Consider the following 21,380-nt stretch of genomic DNA (forward strand, 5'->3'; position numbering starts at 1 on the left):
GGCAAGAGCCAGGGCGCCACTACCCACGCATTAAACTGCCACACCGCGACGATACACGGTGACCGGCTCCAGGCTATCACTGACAACCACAACATCAGCCTTCATGCCCTCACGCAAACAACCGATTGTCTGATCGCCAATGATCTTCGCGCCTTGAACCGACGCCATGTAAACCGCATCCACCAGTGGCACGTAATCACCCTGGACGAGCAGGCGAACCTGGTCGAGCAGGTGCGATGTGCCTCCCGCGATCGCGTCACCGCCGGTAAGACGAGCAATACCATCCTTCACGGTCACAGCCTGCGGGCCCAACTGGTAAGAACCGTCGGGCATACCGGCGGCAGCCATCGCATCCGTTACCAGTACCAGGCACTCACGGCCAAGCGTCTCATACACCGTGCGAACTATATCCGCAGACAGGTGTACACCATCACCAATCAACTCCAAAATTGCGCCGTCGCGCGCCGCATCAGAAATAAACTCCGGCACCGGACCCGGATCACGATGGTGAATTGGCCTCATTCCGTTGAACAAATGCGTAGCGGTGGCCTTCGGTGAACGCGGAGCAACCTGGGCCAGCTTTTCCCGCGAGTACTCCAATGCCTTACGAACTGCCTCCGGACCAGCATCCGTATGCCCCCAGGACGGAAGCGCGCCGCCCTCGATCAACGCTTCGGCAACCGACCCCTCGCCGAATGCACCCTTCTTCTCCGGAGCCAGCGTCATCGTCACGCAATACCCCTTAGAAAGCTCAATCAGTTCTTTGGTGAGCTCCACGTCCGGCTCAATGATGTAAGTAGGATCCTGCGCGCCCTTGCGCTCAACCGAAACGAATGGGCCCTCAAAATGAATGCCGGCCAGCTCATCCTTCTCACACAAGTTAGCCAGCGTAACCGCACGCGAGCGGAGCACATCCGCAGCCGCCGTCACCCCTGAAGCCACCAGTGAAGTTGTGCCATGCCTGCGATGTTCCATCACCGCAACCATCGCCTGCTCTTCGGTATGCGCATTTGGGAAAGACTCGCCCCCACCACCGTGGCAGTGCACATCCACCAAACCGGGCAGAATATAGCCGTCAATCCGTTCCGCGCGAGCGGCCTCCCCCTCGGTCAAAATCTTCGATGCCACGCCGCATTTTCGGATAACTTCGTCAAAAACCACCGCGCCGTCGGAGATCACTTCCGATTCCATTACCACTCGCCCGCGCAAAATCCGAGGCTCGCTCATTCTCAAGCGCTCCTTTGCATATGTTCAAACCAGAAAACTAACCACTTCCAGTTTAATAACACATCACTTGTCTGACGAGCTAATGATTAAAAGAGTCTCGAATCAGCGTCATCCATTCCGCGCATCGCATCATAGTCGAGGATCACGCACCTAATCCCCCGGTCCTCAGCAAGCGTGCGAGCCTGGCGGGTGATCTCCTGCGCGGCAAAAATACCTGTAATCCCCTTCAACAGCGGATCACGTGAAAGTAGCTCGAGGTAGCGGGTGAGCTGCTCCACGCCATCAATACCGCCGCGGCGCTTGATCTCAACCGCAACCGGATCGCCCTCATCTGTGCGCACCAAAATATCTACCGGACCGATTGCAGTTGGATACTCGCGGCGAACGGTCCACCACCCCTTGCCCAGTAGCTCCGGCTGATCGGCCAGTAGCTCCTGCAAGTGTGCCTCCACACCATCCTTCGTGAGGCCTGGATCAACACCAAGATTCTCCTCGTGATCCAAAAACACCTCGCCCACACGGATCACCAGCGTGTCATCCGTCTTCTTAGCTTCCACCACCCACACTTCGCTCACGCCAGCCTGGGCCTCAGTTTCGGTTGGTTCCTGCACGCGGACATTACAAGGCGCCGTCATCCAATTGAGCGGCTTATACGAGCCGCCATCCGAATGGACCAATACAGAGCCATCGCCTTTGAACATGAGCACGCGCTTAGCCATAGGCAAATGCGCATCCAGGCGGCCAGAATAATCAACAGCACACTCAGCAATAACAATTCGCACCCACCCACCCTAACAGCGCTACCGGGTGCAGGCACAAAAAAGCGCACCCTACGGTGCGCTACATCAGTACGCTAGTACTCTTCCCGAGGCCGAGGCGGGCCCGACTCAATCCAAGAAACAAGGCCGTTATACCACTCTTCACGCATGGCCAGATGTCGAACACTGTCACCGTAGGTGAGCACAACCTCAACCACGCCCTCCTGACGGTGAATAGGGGCAGATACACTCATTCCCTTGCGCGGCATTCGCAACTGCGGCCCAACGAGAAAACCAACCAGCCGAAACCACTGCAAATCTCGCTGGCCAAAACGAGCCATTCCCGAAATCCAACCCGCGGACGCATCCGGCCGGTACCAGCACTCAAAAGTGCCCACAATCCGCCCAATTCGACGCACGCGAATCAACAGCACCAACAGCGCGATTAGAGCGACCGCTAGAAGAACAACAAGGAGGGCAACCAAGATGCCACCTAGAACATTCATGATTGCCCTCCTTCTGTTTTCAAATCCTACTGCGCGAAGTTGCCCTCTTCGACAACAATCGTCACAAAGTCGGAGTCAACCGAGGCGAAGCCGCCCGATACTTCCACAATCTTACGTCCTTCGGACTCAGTTTCAATTGCAACCGAACCGGGACGAAGCACTGCGAGAAGCGGAGCGCGGCCAACCAACACGCCCAGGTCACCTTCAACAGATGGCACCACCACGGAAGAAGCCAGGCCGTGCCATAGCCTTTCCGTGCGGCTCACCACCTCGACTTGGAGCATCTTAGACTTCGCCATCTACTTACGCCTTCTGCAGCTTCGCCCAAGCGCGCTCAAGATCATCGATACCACCGATGTTGAAGAACGCCTGCTCGGGGATGTGGTCGTACTTACCCTCAACGATGCGCTTGAATGCCTCAATCGTTTCATCAAGCGGAACCGTGGAGCCCTCAACACCCGTGAACTTCTCAGCCATGTAAGTGTTTTGGGACAGGAACTGCTCAATGCGGCGTGCACGGGCAACCGTCACCTTGTCTTGCTCCGAAAGCTCATCCACGCCAAGGATTGCAATGATGTCCTGCAGTTCCTTGTTCTTCTGCAGAATCTGCTGCACCTGCGTGGCCACGTCATAGTGCTCCTGACCAACGTAGGCCGGGTCAAGAATACGAGAGGTGGAAGCTAGCGGATCCACAGCCGGGTACAGACCGCGCGAAGCGATGTCACGCGAAAGCTCAGTGGTTGCATCCAAGTGCGCGAACGTGGTTGCAGGAGCCGGGTCCGTGTAGTCATCCGCGGGAACGTAAATGGCCTGCAACGAGGTAATCGAGTTACCACCAGCAGAGGTAATACGCTCCTGGAGCTGACCCATCTCATCGGCCAGGTTCGGCTGATAGCCCACTGCCGAAGGCATACGGCCAAGAAGTGTGGAAACCTCCGAGCCTGCCTGCGTAAAGCGGAAGATGTTATCAATGAACAGCAGCACGTCCTGGTTCTGCACGTCGCGGAAGTACTCCGCCATCGTCAGACCGGTGAGCGCAATGCGCAGACGCGTGCCCGGCGGCTCATCCATCTGGCCGAAGACAAGTGCGGTCTTGTCAAACACACCCGCCTCATCCATCTCATGAATGAGGTCGTTACCTTCACGGGTACGCTCACCCACACCGGCAAACACCGACACACCGCCGTGGTCTTGCGCCACACGCTGAATCATTTCCTGAATCAGAACGGTCTTGCCAACACCAGCACCACCAAACAGGCCGATCTTGCCACCCTGTACGTACGGGGTAAGAAGGTCAATAACCTTAATGCCCGTCTCGAACATCTTGGTCTTTGGCTCGAGCTGGTCAAATGCCGGAGGCTGGCGGTGAATCGGCCAGCGCTCCTTCACCTCAACCTGATCGGCCGGGTAGTTCAAACATTCGCCGACGACGTTGAACACCTTGCCGCGAGTCACGTCGCCAACCGGAACAGAGATCGGGCCGCCCGTGTCGCGAACTTTCGCTCCACGAACCAGGCCATCGGTGGGCTTCAAAGCGATAGCGCGAATGAGGTTGTCGCCAATAAACTGAGCAACCTCAAGCGTCATCGTGAACTTCTGACCGCCCTCACCAGTCGAGGACAGGTCAACATCCACCTCTAGTGCGTTGTACATTGCGGGCATCTGATCCGGTGGGAACTCAACGTCCACAACCGGGCCAATCACGCGGGCAATGCGCCCAACACTCGTAGTGTTAATAGATTCTGCAGTCATGTTTATTCCTTGTCCCTGCCTCAGCCATTCGATAGAGCGTCGGCACCGGAAACTATCTCGCTGATTTCTTGCGTGATCTCCGCCTGGCGGGCCGAATTCGCCAAGCGAGTGTAGTCTGTGATGAGGTCTTGTGCATTGTCCGTAGCGGTATGCATCGCGCGCTGGCGAGATGCAAGCTCCGAAGCAGCAGCTTGAAGAAGCGCGTTCCGAATACGGTTCTCAACGTAGAGAGGCAGAAGCGCATTCAGCACCGCTTCCTCACTCGGCTCAAACTCGTACTCGGGGAAAGCCAACTCAGGATGATCCTCAAACCCGAGTTCCCTCTCCCTCTCCACGTCGTTTTGTGGAGTATCAACAACCGTTAGAGGAAGCATCTGGCGCACCTCGGGAACCTGCGTCACCATGTTCTTAAACCTGGTGAACACGAGGTATACCTCAGAAACACCCTCCTTCGGATCCTCTTCCAGGAAGGCCCTTAGAAGTTCCTTACCAATGGAGTGAATGATCTCCTCCGTCGGAGCATCAGACTCGCCCTCCCACGCCTTTGCCGCGTTAATACCGCGGAAGCGGAAGTACGAGCCCGCACGCCTGCCAGCCGTGTAGAGCACCGGCTCCTTACCCTGCTCACGAAGCTCCTCAAAAAGCTTCTCAGTTTCGCGAAGAATCGTCGCGGAGTAAGCGCCCGCCATACCGCGGTCAGACGTCACCGCCAGAACCGCCACGCGATTCGTGTCCTCACGCTGGTGCGTGAGCGGATGGTCCATTCCTCCGTGAATCGCTACAGCGGCAACAGCCTGCGTCAAAGCCTTATCATAGGGCCCCGCCTGCGTTGCCTTAGCGCGCGCCGCGCCAATTCGAGAAGCAGCGATAAGCTCCATCGCGTGAAAAACCTTCTTCAGCTTTTCCGTTGAAGCTATGCGCTGTTTAATCTCTCTTAGACCTGCCATTGATCAGGCCTTCTTACCGCGAACGATCTGCTCTTGCGTGCGCTCGGCTTCTGCCTCGCCGTCTGCGGCTTCGGGTGCCAGACCCTCCGCGGAAACGAACGAGCTGTGGTAGGCCTCAACGCCTTCCTTCAACGCTGCCAGAGTGTCATCCTCCAGCAGGCCCGTCTCCTTGATGGTCTTCAAAACACCAGTACGCGAACGCAGGTAATCAAGCAGGCCCTTCTCGAAACGAGCAACGTCAGCAACCGGAATATCATCCAAGTAGCCGTTGGTGCCCATCCAGATCGAAGCAACCTGATCCTCAATCGGATACGGGTTAGCCTGCGACTGCTTCAGCAACTCCATGAGGCGTTCACCGCGGGTCAGCTGCGCCCTGGTGGTCGCATCAAGGTCCGACGCGAACATCGCGAAGGCGGCCATCGAGCGATACTGCGCAAGCGTGATCTTCAGCGTGCCCGAAACCTTCTTCATGGCCTTAATCTGCGCGTCGCCACCAACACGCGACACGGAAATACCAACATCCACTGCCGGACGCTGGTTGGCGTTAAAGAGGTCCGACTGCAGGAAGATCTGGCCGTCCGTAATCGAAATAACGTTCGTTGGAATGTAAGCGGAAACGTCGTTCGCCTTCGTCTCGATGATCGGCAGACCCGTCATGGAGCCACCACCGAGTTCATCGGAAAGCTTCGCGCAACGTTCAAGGAGGCGCGAGTGCAAGTAGAAGACGTCACCGGGGTAAGCTTCACGGCCCGGCGGACGACGGAGAAGGAGCGATACCGCGCGGTATGCTTCCGCCTGCTTCGAAAGATCGTCAAAAACAATGAGGACGTGCTTGCCGTCGTACATCCAGTGCTGGCCAATAGCCGAGCCCGTGTACGGAGCCAAATACTTAAAGCCTGCCGGGTCCGATGCTGGGGAAGCCACGATCGTCGTGTACTCCATCGCGCCGGCCTCTTCGAGGGCACCGCGAACAGCTGCGATCGTTGAGCCCTTCTGGCCAATAGCCACGTAAATGCAACGAACCTGCTTCTTCGGGTCACCCGACTCCCAGTTAGCGCGCTGATTCATGATCGCGTCAAGAGCAATCTGCGTCTTACCCGTCTGACGGTCACCAATGATCAACTGACGCTGACCACGGCCAATCGGAATCATCGAGTCAATAGCCTTAAGGCCAGTCTCAAGCGGTTCGTGCACTGACTTACGCATCATCACGCCAGGAGCCTGCAACTCCAGTGCGCGCATGCCCTCAAGATCCGTGATCTCACCAAGACCGTCAATCGGGTTACCCAGCGGATCAACCACGCGACCGAGGTAGCCATCACCTACCGGAACCGAGAGGACCTCGCCGGTGCGACGAACCTGCTGGCCCTCCTCAATGTTCGTGTAATCGCCGAGGACGATGACGCCGATTTCGCGAATATCGAGGTTCGATGCAAGTCCGAGAGTTCCATCTTCAAAGCGGAGGAGCTCATTGGCCATAACGCCAGGTAGGCCTTCGACGTGTGCAATACCGTCAGCAGCTAGGGTGACGTGGCCGATTTCCTCCACAGCGGATTCCGACGGCTCGTAGGATTCTACGAAGCTGTCCAGAGCCGCCCGGATTTGTTCGGGCCGGATAGAAAGTTCAGCCATTGAGCTTTTCCTTACCGTTTAGAAATGTTGAAAACATGGGGTTCAGCGCACCAACTCTCGTTTAGCTTTAGCCAAGTTGGATTTCACTGTTGCATTAATGCCGTCACCATCTACCTCGATGTGAAGACCGCCAAGGAGCGACGGATCCACTTCGGTATTAACTGCAACGGCGCTTTGATACCTAGCCTCGAGAATCTTTTGGAGACGCTCGACCTGGGTTTGAGATAGCGGGGATGCCGATGTGACCGTGGCGAACAAGCGACCGCGACGAGAAGCCGCCTGGTGCGTGATTTCGCGGATCAATGACAGCAACCTGCCATGAATTGAGAGGCGAACCTGACGTCGCAAAAGGCGCGACGAGAACGGAGTGAGCACATCTGCGAAGAAACGTGCAGCAAAATGAGCACGGTCATGAGCAGAACCAACACCCAGATCAGACAGATTAATGCGAAGCTCGCGATTATCCGCAAGGAAGTTATGCACCGCGAAAAGCTCTTCTTCAACCTGCTTCAGCTGACCGGCCTGCGCAGCAGCACTAAACACCGCTTCATTACCAAGCTGTTCAGCCGCAACCTCAAGGTCACGGGAGCTCGACCAGCGCTTGCTGGCCAGAGTCTGCATGATCTCGATAGTTTGGGGCTCAACTCCATTGGCCAGAAGATCATGCGCAAGCTGGCGCTTGTCCGCCTCGGTTCTGCCCGGATCGGTAAGCGCGTGAGCCACGCGCCCTGATTCACGCAACAGGTCCGAAATCCCATAAAGATTTTCGGCAACCGCCATTGCATCAGCGTCCGAGCGCAAGGCATCAGTTAGCACCTTGAGTCCAGCCTGGTAGCTGTTCTCACTCGCTGCACGCATTTAAGACTCCTGTACTGTAGTTTCAGATTCGAGATCGTCGAGGAACCTATCAACAATACGAGCCGTAAGCTCGCTGTCCTTCAGGTGTTCACCAACAATCTTCTCTGCAAGTTCGGTGGCAAGAATCCCAATCTCAGACTTGAGTGAGATTTCAGCCGCCTGGCGCTCCGCCTGAATCTGACGCTGTGCGTTCGACAAGATGCGCTCAGCCTCAGCTTCGGCCTCCTTGCGCGCTGCCGCCACAATCGACTTAGCGTCTTCACTAGCGTCGGAACGGATGCGACCTGCATCAGCATTCGCAACCTGGATCAGCTCTTCAGCCTCACGCTTTGCCAGCGCCTCGGCTTCCTTCGCCCGATCAGCTGCGTTCAGCCCTTCTTCAATCTTTTGTGCACGCTCATCTAGGATCGCGTTGAACTTAGGAAGTGCGTACTTGTAAAGAACAAGTCCGATGATGATCAACACAATCAGCTGCCATACGATGTCGTATAGCGGCGGCAACAAAATGTTGGGCTCTTCTGCCGCCTGAGCTGTTGCGGGTAGGATCGTCATGCTAGAAGATCAATCCCGGAACAAGACCGATGAGGCCCAGCGCCTCAATAAGAGCTAGACCAATGTACATGTTCGTCGAGAGCTTGGATGCGACCTCCGGCTGGCGGGCGGTAGCTTCCTGCGTCTTGCCAATCATGTAGCCCAGGCCAATACCCGGACCAAGCGTTGCGATGCCGTAGCCTACTGCTGCGATCGAACCAGTCATGTTTGCTTTCCTTCTCTATGTTGCCAAGGCGCTTTTGCGCCAAGGAGTCTGTTTTTGGCTTACTGCCTAGTGGGTCTCAATAGAAGTCTTGATGTAAACGGCCGTCAGGATCGAGAAAATGAATGCCTGCAAACCGGCCACGAAAATCTCAAACGCGGTAATACCAATCGCGCCTGCGAACGTTAGAACCGCAACGCCCTTCAGCGCGCCCGCGGCCTCGAAGAACAAGAAGTGAGTTCCAAAAAATGTCAGAGCGAGCATCAGGTGCCCCGCCAGCATGTTTGCCAACAAACGGATGGTCAGCGTTGCCGGACGAATAATGAACGTTGACAGGAACTCAATGGGCGTTAGCAAAATGTACAGAGGCCAGGGCACGCCCGGGGGAAATAGCTGATTCTTAAAGAACTGTCCAGCGCCCAGGTGCTTAATCCCCGCGCCCACGAACACCACGTAGGAAATCAGTGCGAAACCAAGCGGTACAGCCACCACGGACGAAGCCGCGATGTTCAAGCCCGGAATAACACCCGTAATGTTCATGAACAGCACGCCAAGGAAGATCACCGTGAGGATCGGCGCGTACTTACGCCCGTTCTTCTCTCCGAGAGTCTCAATCGCAACCTTGTCGCGAATGAACACAATCAAACCTTCGAGAATCGACTGTCCCTTAGTGGGGATCAGCTTCGCCCTCGATGCCCCAATCGAAAATACGAGCACCAGAAGCACCGTAGCGATAAGACGAACGAGAACCAAACGGTTCATTTCGAAGATCGTGCCCTCAAAGGCAAACGCTGGAGGGAAGAAGTCCCCAATTCCCGGCATCGCTGAAACTGGTCCTTGACTAGCCATTGTCAAAGCGGACAACACTGTTGCGGAGAACAGGATGCACCCCCTGGTAGAAGTGTTACGGCCCTACACCGTACATGAGGAATATACCCCATACTGTATACGGTCTGAGCTCGCCTAATGCCAAAACCTAGATAATGCTATCAGGATCACTTTCGCCCGAACGCACATTTTACTATTCTTTTTCATCCTTAGGCAGATCTATGGTTGGCACTTTAGAGCTTGCTAACGTCCACGTCTGCACGGCTGCCTGCGCAATCACCGAAAGGATGAGGGCGAGGCCCAGCGCCGTATGGTTGAGCCCCGTCAGATTCTTCACAATCAACACGGTTGCAATGACCACCACGACCTTGAATAGGTAGTCGCCCACCATAAGAGCAGCCTGCGAATCCAGATTCTTCATCGCCAGTGACATGGTGAACCAAGTAACCAGGGCGAGCAAAATACCGACCACTCCCCCAATAAGGCCAGAAACACCCGCCAAGGCGCCTCCGGAGAAATAAGCGACAGCGCCCGCCAGGACCGCGACAACCACGGAAACTTTCAAAACGTTCTTCACAGTTTTTGAAACCGCGGCGCGAAGCGCATCGGTGGGTACTAGCGGTGTAGACATTCGCGTCACTTCCTTTGCATCTTCTGCCGCAAGCCCGGCAAGAATCGAACCGTAAACACAATACTAATGATCACCGCAGGAATCGCCACGGTGGCTACCTGCTTGGGGCTGAACACGATAAGCGCGACCGCAGAGAACGTAATCACAGCGGTCCACAGATACATGATCATCACGACCCCCACCTGACTGTGCCCCAGGTTGAGTAGGCGGTGATGAAGGTGCATTCGATCCGCTTGGAACGGTGATTTACCGGCCCGTAAACGCCGGAAAACAGCCAGAGTCATGTCTACCAGCGGAATGACTATCACCAGCAGGGGCAAAACTATAGGGAGCAAACCGGTAATGACCTGCTCTGTGCCCAGCACACTCGGATCAATCTGGCCGGTAACGATAATGCCCGCGGCTGCAACGATCGTACCCAACGTAAGAGCGCCGGAATCTCCCATAAAGATTGAGGCCGGGTGAAAGTTGTGCGGCAAGAATCCAACGCAAATGCCAACCAGTACCGCAACAATCAGCGACGATGTCGTAGCGTAGGTCAGCGCCCCGGTAACGCGGGTAAGCATGTAGGAATACACGAAGAAAGAAAACGCGCCAATCCCTACAACACCTGCAGCCAGACCATCCAACCCATCTACGAAATTCACCGCATTCATGATGGCCACGAACATGAAGATAGTTACGAACAGTGACAGATTAGAAGAACCGATAGTAATACCGAATATCGGAAACGAAATCAGCTGTACGCCAAAGTAGGCCATGAACACAGCAACCAAAATCTGGCCTGCCAACTTGGCCAGCCAGTCTAGCTCCCAAATATCATCCACGAGGCCCAGCAATGCGATTGCGAGCACCCCAATCATCACTGCCCAGGGTGTGCCCGTTTGAAACACGGGATCGAAATAGTCGAGCCGAGACGCGAACAGCATGGCAACGATAAACCCTATTGCCATTCCTACACCGCCGAGACGAGGTGTTGGCACGGTGTGCACGTCCCTTTCTCGAACTGGCGTAAGCACGCGCCACTCCAGCGATAGGCGTCGCATTATCGCGGTCATCACAAACGTGATTCCCGCCGCTAGCACCATCACTAGAATGTAGAGCTTCACTTGTTAATAAGCACTTTCTGACCGCAGGCCGCCTCGATGTCTGCAACCGAAATCATGCCGGCTCGAAGCAGAACCGGAACGTCATCCGTAACGTCGATAATTGTCGAGGGTACAGGGCCTGGAGTTGGCCCCGAGTCGATGTAGCAATCAACGCCCTCGCCAAAATATTCTATTGCCTCTTCAACACTTGTTGCCGCAGGTTGTCCGGTCAGGTTCGCAGAAGTCACCGCTAGAGGACCAACCGCGCGCAAAACTCCCAGCGTTGTCTCGTGGTTAGGCATTCGGATCGCAACCGTATCTTTAATATCGCCCAGATCAAAGCGGATCCCCTCCGCTGCCTTCACGATCAGCGTGAGGGCGCCCGGCCAGAACGCACCTATCAGGCGATGCGCGACCTCATTCAGCTGCGAACTCACCCTGGCGGCATCCTCCGGATCCGCGATGAGCACCGGCGGGGGCATCTGCCGCCCCCTCCCCTTCGCAGCTAACACTGCATTTACCGCGCTAGTTGAATACGGGTCTGCCCCAATGCCATACACTGTGTCGGTAGGCAAAACCAACAATCCACCGGCCTCAACAATCTTCTTCACGGCCTGCGCATCAGACGGCGAAATTCCCTCGTGCGCATCCACTTTCATGCTTTCCATTATCTACATTCACCTAACGGTTTTTGAGCTACAACAAACCGGGGGCGCTCATTCAAATCCGCGATCGTGGAGACGTTCGCAAATCCGGCGTCTCTCGCAATCTCGCGAATGGCCTCCCACTGCGTGTCATCATGTTCCATGCCGAATCGTCCGCCCGGTTTCAAATACCGGTAGATCAGCGGAACTAGACCGCGCACAAAGTCCAGGCCATCATCTCCCCCACCCCACAGGGCCTGCGGCGGATCAAAATCGAGCTCCGGAGCCAGCGCTCTGGGCGGCACATAGGGAGGATTCGATACAACCAGATCAAACTTGGCCTCCCACTGCGGGTTGAATACCAGCGCGTCGCCTTGAATCACCGGCACCTTTAGGCCGAGGGACTCGGCATTAGCGCGAGCGGCCGCACAGGCCTCCTGCGACTTCTCCAATGCAACCACATCCGCGCCGCGCGTATTTGCCGCAACTGCTAACGCAAGTGCTCCCGAACCGGTGCACAGATCCAATACCGCGGCCGGCTGGCTCCCAATAGCGTCAATTGCCCATTTCGCCAGGACCTCTGTTTCGGGCCGCACACAAAACACGCCGGGACCAGCCCCAAGTTCGAGGCCATAAAACCACATTTTCCCGAGCACGTGCTGTAGCGGCTCGCGAGACGCCCGACGCGCAATCATCGCCTCTATTTCCCACACATCATCCGGCTCGATCTCGCGCGGCCACATATACATCGGTTCGCTGAGTGTGGCCTCAAAAATCGCACGTGTATCAGCCTCGGCGCTATCGACACCGGCACGGGCAAGGGCTTGCACCTGCTCGCGAAATAGGCTCAGCGGGTTCACTACTACTCTTTTGACTGACCCGCCGCGTCCATGCGTTCCTGCTCATCCATGACGATGGCAGAATCAATCACCGGACCCAGGTCGCCATCGAGCACGTTCGACAAGTTATACGCCTTGTACCCCGTGCGGTGGTCAGCAATGCGGTTTTCAGGGAAGTTGTAAGTGCGAATACGCTCCGAACGGTCCATCGAACGTACCTGCGACTGGCGTACCGCAGCTTCCTCCGCCTCGCGCTCCTCACGCTGCTTTTGAATCAAACGCGCCTTCAACACGCGCATAGCAGCCTCACGGTTTTGAATCTGCGACTTCTCGTTCTGCATCGACACCACGATGCCCGACGGAATATGCGTAATACGCACCGCCGAGTCCGTTGTGTTCACCGACTGCCCACCCGGACCCGACGAGCGATACACGTCGATGCGCAGATCATTTTGATCAATCTCGATCTCTTCATCGTCGTCCTCGACTTCAGGAACCACAATCACGCCCGCAGCGGAAGTGTGCACACGTCCCTGCGATTCCGTAACCGGCACTCGCTGCACGCGGTGCACGCCGCCTTCGAACTTCAAGTTCGCCCATACGCCGTCCTCCGGCGCCACATTACCTTTCGAAGCAATAGACAGCGAGATTTCCTTCAAACCACCCAGGCCCGTAGGCGTTGAAGACAACTCCTTTACCTTCCAGCCCTTCGTCTCCGCGTAACGCGTGTACATGCGAGCAAGATCAGCCGCAAACAGCGCCGACTCCTCGCCGCCCTCACCGGCCTTCACTTCCAAAATCACATCATCAGCATCAGAGGGATCACGCGGGACCAACGTGCGCACCAGTTTGTCGTGAGCCTGCTCCAGAGCTTGCTCCATACCGGGCAACTCCGCCGCGAACTCATCATCGAGCTCCGCCATCTCCTGCGCCGCCTCAAAATCTCCCAGCGCCTGCGTGAACCGATCGGCAACCGCCTTCACTGCGCCCAGCTCTGAAAAGCGCTTCGCAAGCTTGCGCGAACGCGCCCTATCGCCCAACACCTGCGTATCAGCAAGTTGAAGCTCAACCTCCCGATACTCCTGAAGCAAAGGCTCAACCGCCTGCAACTCGTGGCTGTAATCTTGACCCACTTGGTCCTCGCTTTTCATCAAACTGGCCGGCTTAGCGGCTCCCTACGTCCAAAATACAGTAGCGGCGCCACGCCCCAAACCTGGGCGCGGCGCCGCCAAAAAATAACTAGCGCTTACGCTTACCGTAGCGAGCCTCGAAGCGAGCCACGCGACCACCGGTATCAAGAATCTTCTGCTTGCCGGTGTAGAACGGGTGGCAGTTCGAGCAAACATCAACGCGGAGCTCATTTTCGCCCAAGGTCGATGCCGTATCAAACTCATTGCCGCAGGTGCACGTCACGTGCACTGCCTTGTAATCGGGGTGTACACCCTGCTTCATGGTTTTCTCCTTAAGGAATTCGAGGATGCCGGGTCCAGACGCTTAATTCGCTGGTGAACCGGAACCGCCGTTTAGTTTGCCAGGTTTGGCCACTAATTTCCAGGTGGCCGGCCGTACAATAGATCACTATTTACGGCCGGCCCCCTCATTACTCTTTTGGCGTTGTCTTCGCGATTGCCATGAGGAACTCCGCGTTGTTTTGCGTGTCCTTCAACTTGTCAAGCATAAGCTCAAGCGCCTGCTGTTGATCGAGCTGGCCAAGCACACGACGCAGACGCCACATGATGGCAAGCTCTTCCTTCTTAAACAGCATCTCTTCACGCCTCGTACCCGACGCGTTGACATCAACCGCCGGGTAGATGCGACGCTCAGACAGCTGGCGCGACAAGCGCAGCTCCATGTTGCCCGTGCCCTTGAACTCTTCGAAGATAACCTCATCCATCTTCGAACCAGTCTCCACAAGAGCCGAAGCGATAATCGTAAGCGAACCGCCCTCTTCGACATTACGCGCAGCACCAAAGAACTTCTTTGGCGGGTACAGTGCCGAAGCATCCACACCACCGGACAGGATGCGGCCAGACGCCGGCGCTGCCAAGTTGTATGCGCGGCCGAGGCGCGTGATCGAATCGAGTAGAACAACCACGTCGTGACCCAGTTCAACCAGACGCTTAGCGCGCTCAATTGCGAGCTCTGCAACAATCGTGTGGTCCGAAGCGGGACGGTCAAACGTCGAGGCAATGACCTCACCCTTAACCGTGCGACGCATATCGGTGACCTCTTCAGGACGCTCATCCACGAGGACAACCATCAGATGCACATCCGGGTTGTTCTGCGAAATCGCGTTAGCCATCTGCTGCATGATGATCGTCTTACCGGCCTTAGGAGGCGAAACGATCAAGCCACGCTGCCCCTTACCAATCGGAGCCACGAGATCAATGATGCGCGGCGTAATTGCCTTCGGCGTGGTCTCAAGACGCAGGTGCTCATCCGGGTAAAGCGGGGTTAGCTTCGAAAATTCGGGGCGTTCGCCAGCCTGCTCGACCGAAATGCCATTGATCGAATCAACCGCAACAAGGGCGTTGTACTTCTGACGCTGCCGCTCGTTCTGACGCGGCTCACGGATAGAACCAACAATCGCGTCACCCGGACGCAGGTTCCAACGACGCACGTTGCCAAGGGTTACGTAAACGTCATTCGGGCCAGGTAAGTACCCGGAAGTACGAACAAACGCGTGGTTATTCTGTACGTCCAAAATGCCGGCAACCGGAATCAACACGTCATCTTCTTGCAACTGCGGCTCTTCATCATCGCGACGACGCTTCGTGCGATCCCGACCACGGCGCCTACGACCACGGTCATCGCGGTCCCTGCCATCGCGGTTGTTATCGCGGTTGTTGCGCTTGTTTCGCCTGCGGTTTGAGCCGTGGTCGCTATCCGCTCCATCATCGGAATGCGAATCCTCTGCCGAAGGTAGCTTGATCTCATCAAGCAGGTTCGTAGTGCCAGCTCCGTCGTGCGAATCTTGCGGCTCACCCAGCTCCGCCTTCACATCCAACTGGATGGCTGCCGGGGTTCCCCCATTGCTCTCCGCACGGCGGCGCCTACGACGAGGCTCAGCGGAGTCCTCTTTGCCGGTTGACTCACTCTTGGAGGCAGGAGTCGAATCCTCACGCTTCTTCTCTGTGCGCTTCTGCCCAGATTTAGCCTGCGAGTTTTCTTCCGACTGCGGTTTCGATCCCTGCGCGCCTCGAATCGCTGCCAGAAGTTCAGCTTTACGCATCTTCGCCGTGTCCTGAAGTCCCATTTCAGTGGCAACTTCACGCAGTTCAGCAAGACGCATCTGCGACAGTGGGCGCTTTTTAGTAGTTGGGTTTTCGCTCAACGAATTTCCTTACTTTTACCGGCCATAGGCCATGAAAGACTGCTATTAAAGCAGGAGCGTTTCCATCATTGATACAGGAAGAAAGAGACACAAAAGATGAGAATGCATTCTTCCCGGCGCTAAACGCAAGATGGAAGATTTAGATAGCTAACAGTAGTTAGCAGTGGCTCAACGAGCCGCTCCCAATGCTATCAGCAAAACACTCGTTTTGAAAATATACACAAGCCGCGAGGACCTACAGGCCCGCAATTGGGCTCTCCCCACCCTCACGAGAAGCCTCCATAGACGCGCCAGCCGCCGTAATACCAGGATTCTTCACCGTCCAGCCGGCAGCCTTCGCCTCGTCCACAAGTTGCGGATCAAGCGTTCCAAACACAAGCACCGACGGGCCCGCGCCGGAAACTACAGCGGGTAGGCCCTCGCCTCGTAAATACTGCACCAGATCGTAAGTTGATGGCATCGCCTTAGCGCGCTGTGCCTGGTGAAGGCGATCCTCAGTCGCATCCATCAGATGTTCGAGCGGCGCCTGACCCGAAAGAATCAAAGCGAGAAGCGACGCCCTCGAGAGATTAAACGTGGCATCTTCGAGCGGAACCTGCTTTGGGAGCGCTGCCCGGGCCTGCTTGGTTGAAACCTCGAACTTTGGCGTTAAAACCCAAGCGTCAAGGTCTTCGCGCGGCGGCCGCACAACCGTTTTCGCTTGCTTCCCCATCCAAGAGAACGTTACTCCGCCAAAAATAGCTGGGGCAGCATTATCCGGGTGGCCCTCAATCTGCGTAGCCAGCTGGAACACCTCGCCCAACGACATCGATTCTTCGCCCACCAGGCCGCGTGCCAACATCAAACCAGCCACTGCGGCAGCCGCTGACGAGCCCATACCCGCGCCATGCGGAATCCGATTACGCGCCACCATCCGCAACCCGACCTGCGGCATATCCAAGTATTCGAGCCCCTTGCGCACCGAACGGACAATCAGGTTGTCTTCACCCTCGGGAACCTTCCCCGCGCCGTGACCCATCACCTGCACGAACGTCTCGCCCACAACCGCGCGTAGCTCGACCTCGTCAAAAATACCGAGCGCCAAACCCGCGTGGTCAAAACCTGGCCCCAAGTTTGCCGACGTTGCCGGCACCTTCACCCGAACAAAATCATTTGTGAGGCGCATTATGCCTCACCCTCAATTCGAAACACCGATGCGACCTCAACCACTACGGGCAAATCGCGTAGCTTAGCGAGAACATCATCCATGCTCTTCCCGGACGTGGCGCTAGTAGACAGGGTTACCCGCGTGGCCTCCCCCGGCTTCGTCATCTCTTGCGAGACAGTGATCAGCGAAATGCCGCTTTGCCCAAACACGCCCGCAACTTCGGCAAGCACGCCCGGCCTATCTGCAACCAGCAGAGAAACCTGGAAGCGAGAAGATGCCGTGCCCGGACTCAAAATCGGTAGTTTCGCGTACCGCGATTCGCGCGGCGCATGGCCCCCCAAAACACGATGTGAAGCGCCCGCCACCAGGTCAGACAGTACCGCCGAGGCCGTGGGCGCGCCTCCCGCACCCTGACCATAGAACATAAGGCGGCCAGCAGACTCGTTGTCCAATAAGATCGCGTTAAATGCACCAGAAACCGTGGCCAGAGGGTGCGAAACCGGGATCAAAGCGGGATAGACCGCCGCAGTAATGCCTTCTTCACCAGTCGCGCTAGAATGCTCCGCCACCGCGATCAGCTTAATTACCATGTCCGACTTCGCAGCCTGCGCGATGTCCTCCGCAGTAATGCTACTAATTCCCTGCGCCTTAACATCTGCCATCGAAACGCGCGTATGGAATGCGAGCGAAGCCATGATCGAACACTTCGCAGCCGCATCAAGCCCCTCAACGTCGGCCGTGGGGTCCGCCTCGGCAAAACCGAGTTCCTGTGCCCTTGCCAGCGCATCCTCGTACGTTGCACCCGTTGTGGTCATCTGGTCAAGGATAAAGTTAGTAGTACCATTCACGATTCCAACCAGGCGATTCACCCGGTCACCCGCGATCGACTCACGTAAGCCATACACAATCGGAATTGCGCCGGCCACGGCAGCCTCGTAATAAAGATCCGTGTCGTTTTGTTCCGCAAGCTCGTAAAGCTCCGCTCCGTGCTGGGCCAGTAGAGCCTTATTGCCAGTAATCACCGTTGAACCATTACCGAGGGCGCGCTTCACGTACGTGAACGCAGGCTCAATACTGCCGATCAGTTCGATCACAATGTCGGCCCCGTCGATCGCCTCATTCGCATCCGTAGTGAGCAGAGCAGGATCAACCTCAAAATCACGCTTCGCGTTCACATCGCGCACCAGCACCGACTGAACCTGCAAGCGCGCTCCAGCCCGTGCGGCCAAATCCGCCTGGTGCTCTTCAATCAGACGAATAACCTGCGAACCAACCGTACCCGCACCTAGAACGGCAATCTTTTGAACACTACTCACTTTTCCTCCACAAGTTCAGCGGTGTTTAACGCGGCGTCACGCGCAAACAAATCCTCGAGCTTTTCTGGATAAATCAACCAATGCGGCTCTCCCATGCCCACGCCGAGCGTGCCCGGACGAGTCAGCATGTTGTAATTCGACGACATCGAATGCCCGTACGCGCCCGTTGCGGGCACAGCAAGCACATCACCCTCGTGAATATCACCAGGCAATGCCACATCAGAAACCACCACGTCGCCGGACTCGCAGTGCTTACCCACCACGCGGGCCAAACACAGCGGCGCATCCGAAACTCTGTTAGCCAGCAGCGCCGTGTACTTCGCTTCATAAAGAGCGGGACGGATGTTATCCGACATACCCCCATCGACAGAGACGTATAGGCGTGAGCCTCCCTCAATCGGCACATCTTTAACCGTGCCCATCCGGTACAGCGTCACCACAGCCGGGCCAATCACCGACCGCCCCGGCTCCACCGACACATGCGGCACTTTAAGATCAAACTTCTCGCACGCCTCGCGCACAGCGCCCGCGAGCGTGCGAGCAATATCCTTTGGCGCGAGGGGCTGAGGGTCCGCACCCGTGTACGTGATCGCGTAGCCGCCACCCAAATCAAGTTCGTGGCAAACCACGCCCTCATCAGCCAACTGCTTTGCCAACGACAACAGGCGCGAGGCGGACTCGGCAAACGCCTCGAGGTCACGAATCTGGGAGCCAATATGGGCATGCAATCCCATGAACTCAAGCGAATCATGTGCCGCAATTTTGCGGGCAGCCTCCAGAGCCATACCCGACGCCAACGACAAACCAAACTTTTGGTCTTCATGCGCGGTTGCGATGAACTCATGACCGCCAGCATGCACGCCTGTAGTCACCCGTATCATCACGCGGGCGCGGCGGCCCAACTCACTGGCAATGCGAGCAACCCGTTCCACCTCGCCTATTGAATCAACCACAATTCGCGCAATGCCACGGGTTCCAGCGCTGACCGCCAAACGTAGTTCTTCATCCGACTTGTTGTTGCCGTGCAACCCCACCAGATCGGGATCCGCGCCCGCACGAAGCGCGAGTGTGAGTTCACCCAAGCTCGCCGTATCCACGCCCATGCCGGCGCTGGTGACCAGTTCAATCACGCGCCCGCTCATCAGCGCCTTAGCCGCGTAGTACGCCGAGCCCCCGCCCATGCCATAGCCGTCCCAGAATTCCTCGGCCATAACGGTTGCCCACACGTTCGCGCGGCCATGCAGGTCGGCTTCGTCCAGCACGTACAGCGGCGAACCGTACGACTGCACCAGTTGCGTAGCGCTGACTTTACCGAGCGAAAGCTCAGTTCCGTCATGCCTTGCACTCCACGGCCACAGATCGGGCCGCTCGCTTGGCCGCGGCGCCAAAAGATTATTGAGGTCGTGGCTCATCCCGATAGTCCCTACATACGCTCTGGGGCGGACACCCCAAGGAGGTCCAAACCGTTACGCAGAACCTGCGCCACCGCATCGTTCAACCAGCGGCGAGCCACGTGACCAGCATCAACCTCTTCGTCCGCACGCGGCGTCACGCGGCACTGCGCATACCAAGTGTGGTAAGCACCAGCAAGAGTTTCGAGGTAGCGTGCCACGCGATGCGGCTCCAAAAACTCCGCAGCCTGAGCAACCACCGTTGGGTACTGCGCGAGCACGCCCAATAGTTGCCCGTCTGCCGGGTGCGAAAGCGCCGCCGGATCAAACTCGCCGCTACGCGTAACGCCGTGTTCCTCCGCGTTGCGCGCCACATTAGCCGTACGGGCATGCGCGTACTGCACGTAGTAAACCGGGTTGTCATTCGTATTCTGCGACAGCAAGTCAAGATCGATGTCAAGGTTTTGATCCATCGACGCGCGAGTAAGCGAATAACGAGCCGCATCCACACCGACCGCATCCAGCAGATCATCCAGCGTCACGATCGTGCCCGCACGCTTCGACATGCGCACCGGCTTGCCGGAGCGGACCAGGTTAACCATCTGACCGATCAGAATCTCCAGGTTCTCATGCGGCACATCGCCAAACGCCGCGCACATCGCCATCATGCGGCCGATGTAACCGTGGTGATCCGCACCCAGCAGATACACGGCCTTATCAGCTCCGCGCGCCCTCTTATCCAAGTAGTACGCCAGATCGCCCGCAAAATAAGCCGCGTCGCCATCCGACTTCACCAGCACACGGTCCTTATCATCACCAAAGTCGGTGGTGCGAAGCCACAGTGCGCCATCCTTTTCGAAAATGTGGCCGCGCTCACGCAAAATCCGAATCGCCTCATCCACTGCGCCGGACTCATGTAAAGAATCCTCATGGAAGAACACGTCAAACTCAGATCTGAACTCCTTTAGCTTCACCTTAATCTCGGTGAACATGAGCTCCACGCCGCGAGCGCGGAACGCTTCCACGGCCTCGCTTTCGCTCAAGTCCAGCGGATTTGGCTCGCCAGCCGCAAGCGAGTCAGCGATCACCTGCTTAGCGATGTCCTCAATATACTGGCCGCCATAACCGTCCTCGGGCGCTGGCTGCCCCTTTGCACGCGCATACAGCGAACGGGCAAAACGATCAATTTGCGCACCGTGATCATTGAAGTAGTACTCGCGAGTAACGTCCGCGCCAGCTACCTTCAACAGACGTGCCATCGAATCGCCAACCGCCGCCCAACGCGCGCCGCCAAGATGAATAGGGCCGGTTGGATTAGCCGACACGTATTCCAGATTTACATGCTTGCCAGCCTGCGACTCGTTTCGGCCGTAATCCTCGCCCGCCTCCAAAATCGTGCGTGCGAGCTCGCCGGCCGACGCCGCATCCAAACGGACGTTAATAAAGCCCGGGCCCGCTACCTCAGCCTGCGCAATACCGGCCTGGGAAGCCAAACGATCCGCAATAATCTGAGCGAACTCGCGCGGATTCATCCCCGCCTTCTTCGCCAGACGCATCGCGATATTCGTCGCCCAGTCACCGTGCTCTCGGTTACGCGGACGCTCCACCGTTACATCCTGCTCGATGTCCTCGACGTCCAAATTAATCGCACCGTCGCTAACGGAGCCGGTCAGAACCTCATGAATAAGCTTTTCTAGATCTTTAGGAGTCACGCCCCCAATCTTAAAG

The 21,380-nt window shown here is 56.9% G+C and carries 22 protein-coding genes; all 22 read right to left on the minus strand.

Annotated features, from left to right (window positions below):
- Positions 1-30 precede the first annotated feature (30 nt).
- The 22 genes from HMPREF1628_RS00075 to argS all read right to left on the minus strand — a co-directional run bounded on the left by HMPREF1628_RS00075 (position 31) and on the right by argS (position 21,364).
- Complete coding sequence (locus HMPREF1628_RS00075) at positions 31-1,227, minus strand: N-acetylglucosamine-6-phosphate deacetylase (protein ID WP_034506227.1); 1,197 nt, start codon at positions 1,225-1,227, stop codon at positions 31-33.
- An 86-nt stretch (positions 1,228-1,313) separates the two neighbouring features.
- Positions 1,314-2,009 (minus strand): endonuclease NucS, encoded by a 696-nt coding sequence (nucS, locus tag HMPREF1628_RS00080; RefSeq protein ID WP_034506233.1) that lies wholly within the window; start codon positions 2,007-2,009, stop codon positions 1,314-1,316.
- A gap of 71 nt (positions 2,010-2,080) precedes the next feature.
- The gene (locus HMPREF1628_RS00085) at positions 2,081-2,491 is read right to left on the minus strand and encodes a DUF2550 family protein (protein WP_034506235.1); all 411 of its coding nucleotides are present in this window, start codon (positions 2,489-2,491) and stop codon (positions 2,081-2,083) included.
- Between the two features lie 26 nt (positions 2,492-2,517).
- Positions 2,518-2,790, minus strand: a complete 273-nt coding sequence (locus HMPREF1628_RS00090) for a F0F1 ATP synthase subunit epsilon (protein ID WP_034506238.1) — start codon at positions 2,788-2,790, stop codon at positions 2,518-2,520.
- 4 nt (positions 2,791-2,794) lie between these two features.
- Entirely contained in the window at positions 2,795-4,243 is a 1,449-nt protein-coding gene (atpD, locus tag HMPREF1628_RS00095) for a F0F1 ATP synthase subunit beta (RefSeq protein ID WP_034506253.1), read from the minus strand.
- A 20-nt stretch (positions 4,244-4,263) separates the two neighbouring features.
- Positions 4,264-5,190, minus strand: coding sequence for a F0F1 ATP synthase subunit gamma (locus HMPREF1628_RS00100; protein WP_034506255.1), 927 nt, complete (start codon positions 5,188-5,190; stop codon positions 4,264-4,266).
- 3 nt (positions 5,191-5,193) lie between these two features.
- The gene (atpA, locus tag HMPREF1628_RS00105) at positions 5,194-6,822 is read right to left on the minus strand and encodes a F0F1 ATP synthase subunit alpha (protein ID WP_034506257.1); all 1,629 of its coding nucleotides are present in this window, start codon (positions 6,820-6,822) and stop codon (positions 5,194-5,196) included.
- A 42-nt stretch (positions 6,823-6,864) separates the two neighbouring features.
- On the minus strand, positions 6,865-7,680 hold the full coding sequence (locus HMPREF1628_RS00110) for a F0F1 ATP synthase subunit delta (protein ID WP_034506263.1): 816 nt from the start codon (positions 7,678-7,680) through the stop codon (positions 6,865-6,867).
- A complete protein-coding gene (locus tag HMPREF1628_RS00115; RefSeq protein ID WP_034506265.1) occupies positions 7,681-8,232 on the minus strand; it encodes a F0F1 ATP synthase subunit B in 552 nt (183 codons plus the stop codon).
- Position 8,233: 1 nt separating this feature from the next.
- Entirely contained in the window at positions 8,234-8,437 is a 204-nt protein-coding gene (gene atpE, locus HMPREF1628_RS00120; RefSeq protein WP_016443864.1) for an ATP synthase F0 subunit C, read from the minus strand.
- 66 nt (positions 8,438-8,503) lie between these two features.
- A complete protein-coding gene (gene atpB / locus HMPREF1628_RS00125; RefSeq protein WP_052038739.1) occupies positions 8,504-9,283 on the minus strand; it encodes a F0F1 ATP synthase subunit A in 780 nt (259 codons plus the stop codon).
- Between the two features lie 172 nt (positions 9,284-9,455).
- Entirely contained in the window at positions 9,456-9,893 is a 438-nt protein-coding gene (locus HMPREF1628_RS00130; RefSeq protein ID WP_034506269.1) for a hypothetical protein, read from the minus strand.
- 5 nt (positions 9,894-9,898) lie between these two features.
- Entirely contained in the window at positions 9,899-11,002 is a 1,104-nt protein-coding gene (locus HMPREF1628_RS00135; RefSeq protein ID WP_034506271.1) for an MraY family glycosyltransferase, read from the minus strand.
- Positions 10,999-11,649, minus strand: a complete 651-nt coding sequence (locus HMPREF1628_RS00140; protein ID WP_034506276.1) for an L-threonylcarbamoyladenylate synthase — start codon at positions 11,647-11,649, stop codon at positions 10,999-11,001. Before HMPREF1628_RS00140 ends, HMPREF1628_RS00135 begins: the two co-directional genes overlap by 4 nt.
- Positions 11,649-12,485, minus strand: coding sequence for a peptide chain release factor N(5)-glutamine methyltransferase (gene prmC, locus HMPREF1628_RS00145; protein ID WP_052038712.1), 837 nt, complete (start codon positions 12,483-12,485; stop codon positions 11,649-11,651). The genes HMPREF1628_RS00140 and prmC overlap by 1 nt, the downstream gene beginning before the upstream one ends.
- A gap of 2 nt (positions 12,486-12,487) precedes the next feature.
- Positions 12,488-13,597, minus strand: coding sequence for a peptide chain release factor 1 (gene prfA / locus HMPREF1628_RS00150; protein ID WP_232219336.1), 1,110 nt, complete (start codon positions 13,595-13,597; stop codon positions 12,488-12,490).
- Positions 13,598-13,703: 106 nt separating this feature from the next.
- Complete coding sequence (gene rpmE / locus HMPREF1628_RS00155; protein WP_034506284.1) at positions 13,704-13,916, minus strand: 50S ribosomal protein L31; 213 nt, start codon at positions 13,914-13,916, stop codon at positions 13,704-13,706.
- A gap of 148 nt (positions 13,917-14,064) precedes the next feature.
- Positions 14,065-15,798 (minus strand): transcription termination factor Rho, encoded by a 1,734-nt coding sequence (rho, locus tag HMPREF1628_RS00160; RefSeq protein ID WP_269493530.1) that lies wholly within the window; start codon positions 15,796-15,798, stop codon positions 14,065-14,067.
- Between the two features lie 235 nt (positions 15,799-16,033).
- The gene (gene thrB, locus HMPREF1628_RS00165) at positions 16,034-16,963 is read right to left on the minus strand and encodes a homoserine kinase (protein WP_034506285.1); all 930 of its coding nucleotides are present in this window, start codon (positions 16,961-16,963) and stop codon (positions 16,034-16,036) included.
- Entirely contained in the window at positions 16,963-18,261 is a 1,299-nt protein-coding gene (locus HMPREF1628_RS00170; RefSeq protein ID WP_034506287.1) for a homoserine dehydrogenase, read from the minus strand. Before HMPREF1628_RS00170 ends, thrB begins: the two co-directional genes overlap by 1 nt.
- On the minus strand, positions 18,258-19,673 hold the full coding sequence (gene lysA / locus HMPREF1628_RS00175; protein WP_034506289.1) for a diaminopimelate decarboxylase: 1,416 nt from the start codon (positions 19,671-19,673) through the stop codon (positions 18,258-18,260). The genes HMPREF1628_RS00170 and lysA overlap by 4 nt, the downstream gene beginning before the upstream one ends.
- An 11-nt stretch (positions 19,674-19,684) precedes the next feature.
- Positions 19,685-21,364: an arginine--tRNA ligase gene (gene argS, locus HMPREF1628_RS00180; protein ID WP_034506675.1), complete on the minus strand. Its 1,680-nt coding sequence runs from the start codon at positions 21,362-21,364 to the stop codon at positions 19,685-19,687.
- Positions 21,365-21,380: the final 16 nt, after the last annotated feature.

It is taken from the genome of Actinomyces sp. S4-C9 (assembly GCF_000758775.1).
Taxonomy (GTDB): domain Bacteria; phylum Actinomycetota; class Actinomycetes; order Actinomycetales; family Actinomycetaceae; genus Gleimia; species Gleimia europaea.

Excerpts from the sequence above, each read along its gene's own strand:
- HMPREF1628_RS00115 (WP_034506265.1), bottom strand. The coding sequence starts at position 8,232 with ATGACGATCCTACCCGCAACAGCTCAGGCGGCAGAAGAGCCCAACATT.
- HMPREF1628_RS00085 (WP_034506235.1), bottom strand. The coding sequence starts at position 2,491 with ATGAATGTTCTAGGTGGCATCTTGGTTGCCCTCCTTGTTGTTCTTCTA.
- rpmE (WP_034506284.1), bottom strand. The coding sequence starts at position 13,916 with ATGAAGCAGGGTGTACACCCCGATTACAAGGCAGTGCACGTGACGTGC.
- HMPREF1628_RS00100 (WP_034506255.1), bottom strand. The coding sequence starts at position 5,190 with ATGGCAGGTCTAAGAGAGATTAAACAGCGCATAGCTTCAACGGAAAAG.
- HMPREF1628_RS00130 (WP_034506269.1), bottom strand. The coding sequence starts at position 9,893 with ATGTCTACACCGCTAGTACCCACCGATGCGCTTCGCGCCGCGGTTTCA.
- atpA (WP_034506257.1), bottom strand. The coding sequence starts at position 6,822 with ATGGCTGAACTTTCTATCCGGCCCGAACAAATCCGGGCGGCTCTGGAC.
- atpD (WP_034506253.1), bottom strand. The coding sequence starts at position 4,243 with ATGACTGCAGAATCTATTAACACTACGAGTGTTGGGCGCATTGCCCGC.
- thrB (WP_034506285.1), bottom strand. The coding sequence starts at position 16,963 with ATGCGCCTCACAAATGATTTTGTTCGGGTGAAGGTGCCGGCAACGTCG.
- HMPREF1628_RS00140 (WP_034506276.1), bottom strand. The coding sequence starts at position 11,649 with ATGGAAAGCATGAAAGTGGATGCGCACGAGGGAATTTCGCCGTCTGAT.
- atpE (WP_016443864.1), bottom strand. The coding sequence starts at position 8,437 with ATGACTGGTTCGATCGCAGCAGTAGGCTACGGCATCGCAACGCTTGGT.
- HMPREF1628_RS00090 (WP_034506238.1), bottom strand. The coding sequence starts at position 2,790 with ATGGCGAAGTCTAAGATGCTCCAAGTCGAGGTGGTGAGCCGCACGGAA.
- HMPREF1628_RS00110 (WP_034506263.1), bottom strand. The coding sequence starts at position 7,680 with ATGCGTGCAGCGAGTGAGAACAGCTACCAGGCTGGACTCAAGGTGCTA.
- atpB (WP_052038739.1), bottom strand. The coding sequence starts at position 9,283 with ATGGCTAGTCAAGGACCAGTTTCAGCGATGCCGGGAATTGGGGACTTC.
- lysA (WP_034506289.1), bottom strand. The coding sequence starts at position 19,673 with ATGAGCCACGACCTCAATAATCTTTTGGCGCCGCGGCCAAGCGAGCGG.
- HMPREF1628_RS00075 (WP_034506227.1), bottom strand. The coding sequence starts at position 1,227 with ATGAGCGAGCCTCGGATTTTGCGCGGGCGAGTGGTAATGGAATCGGAA.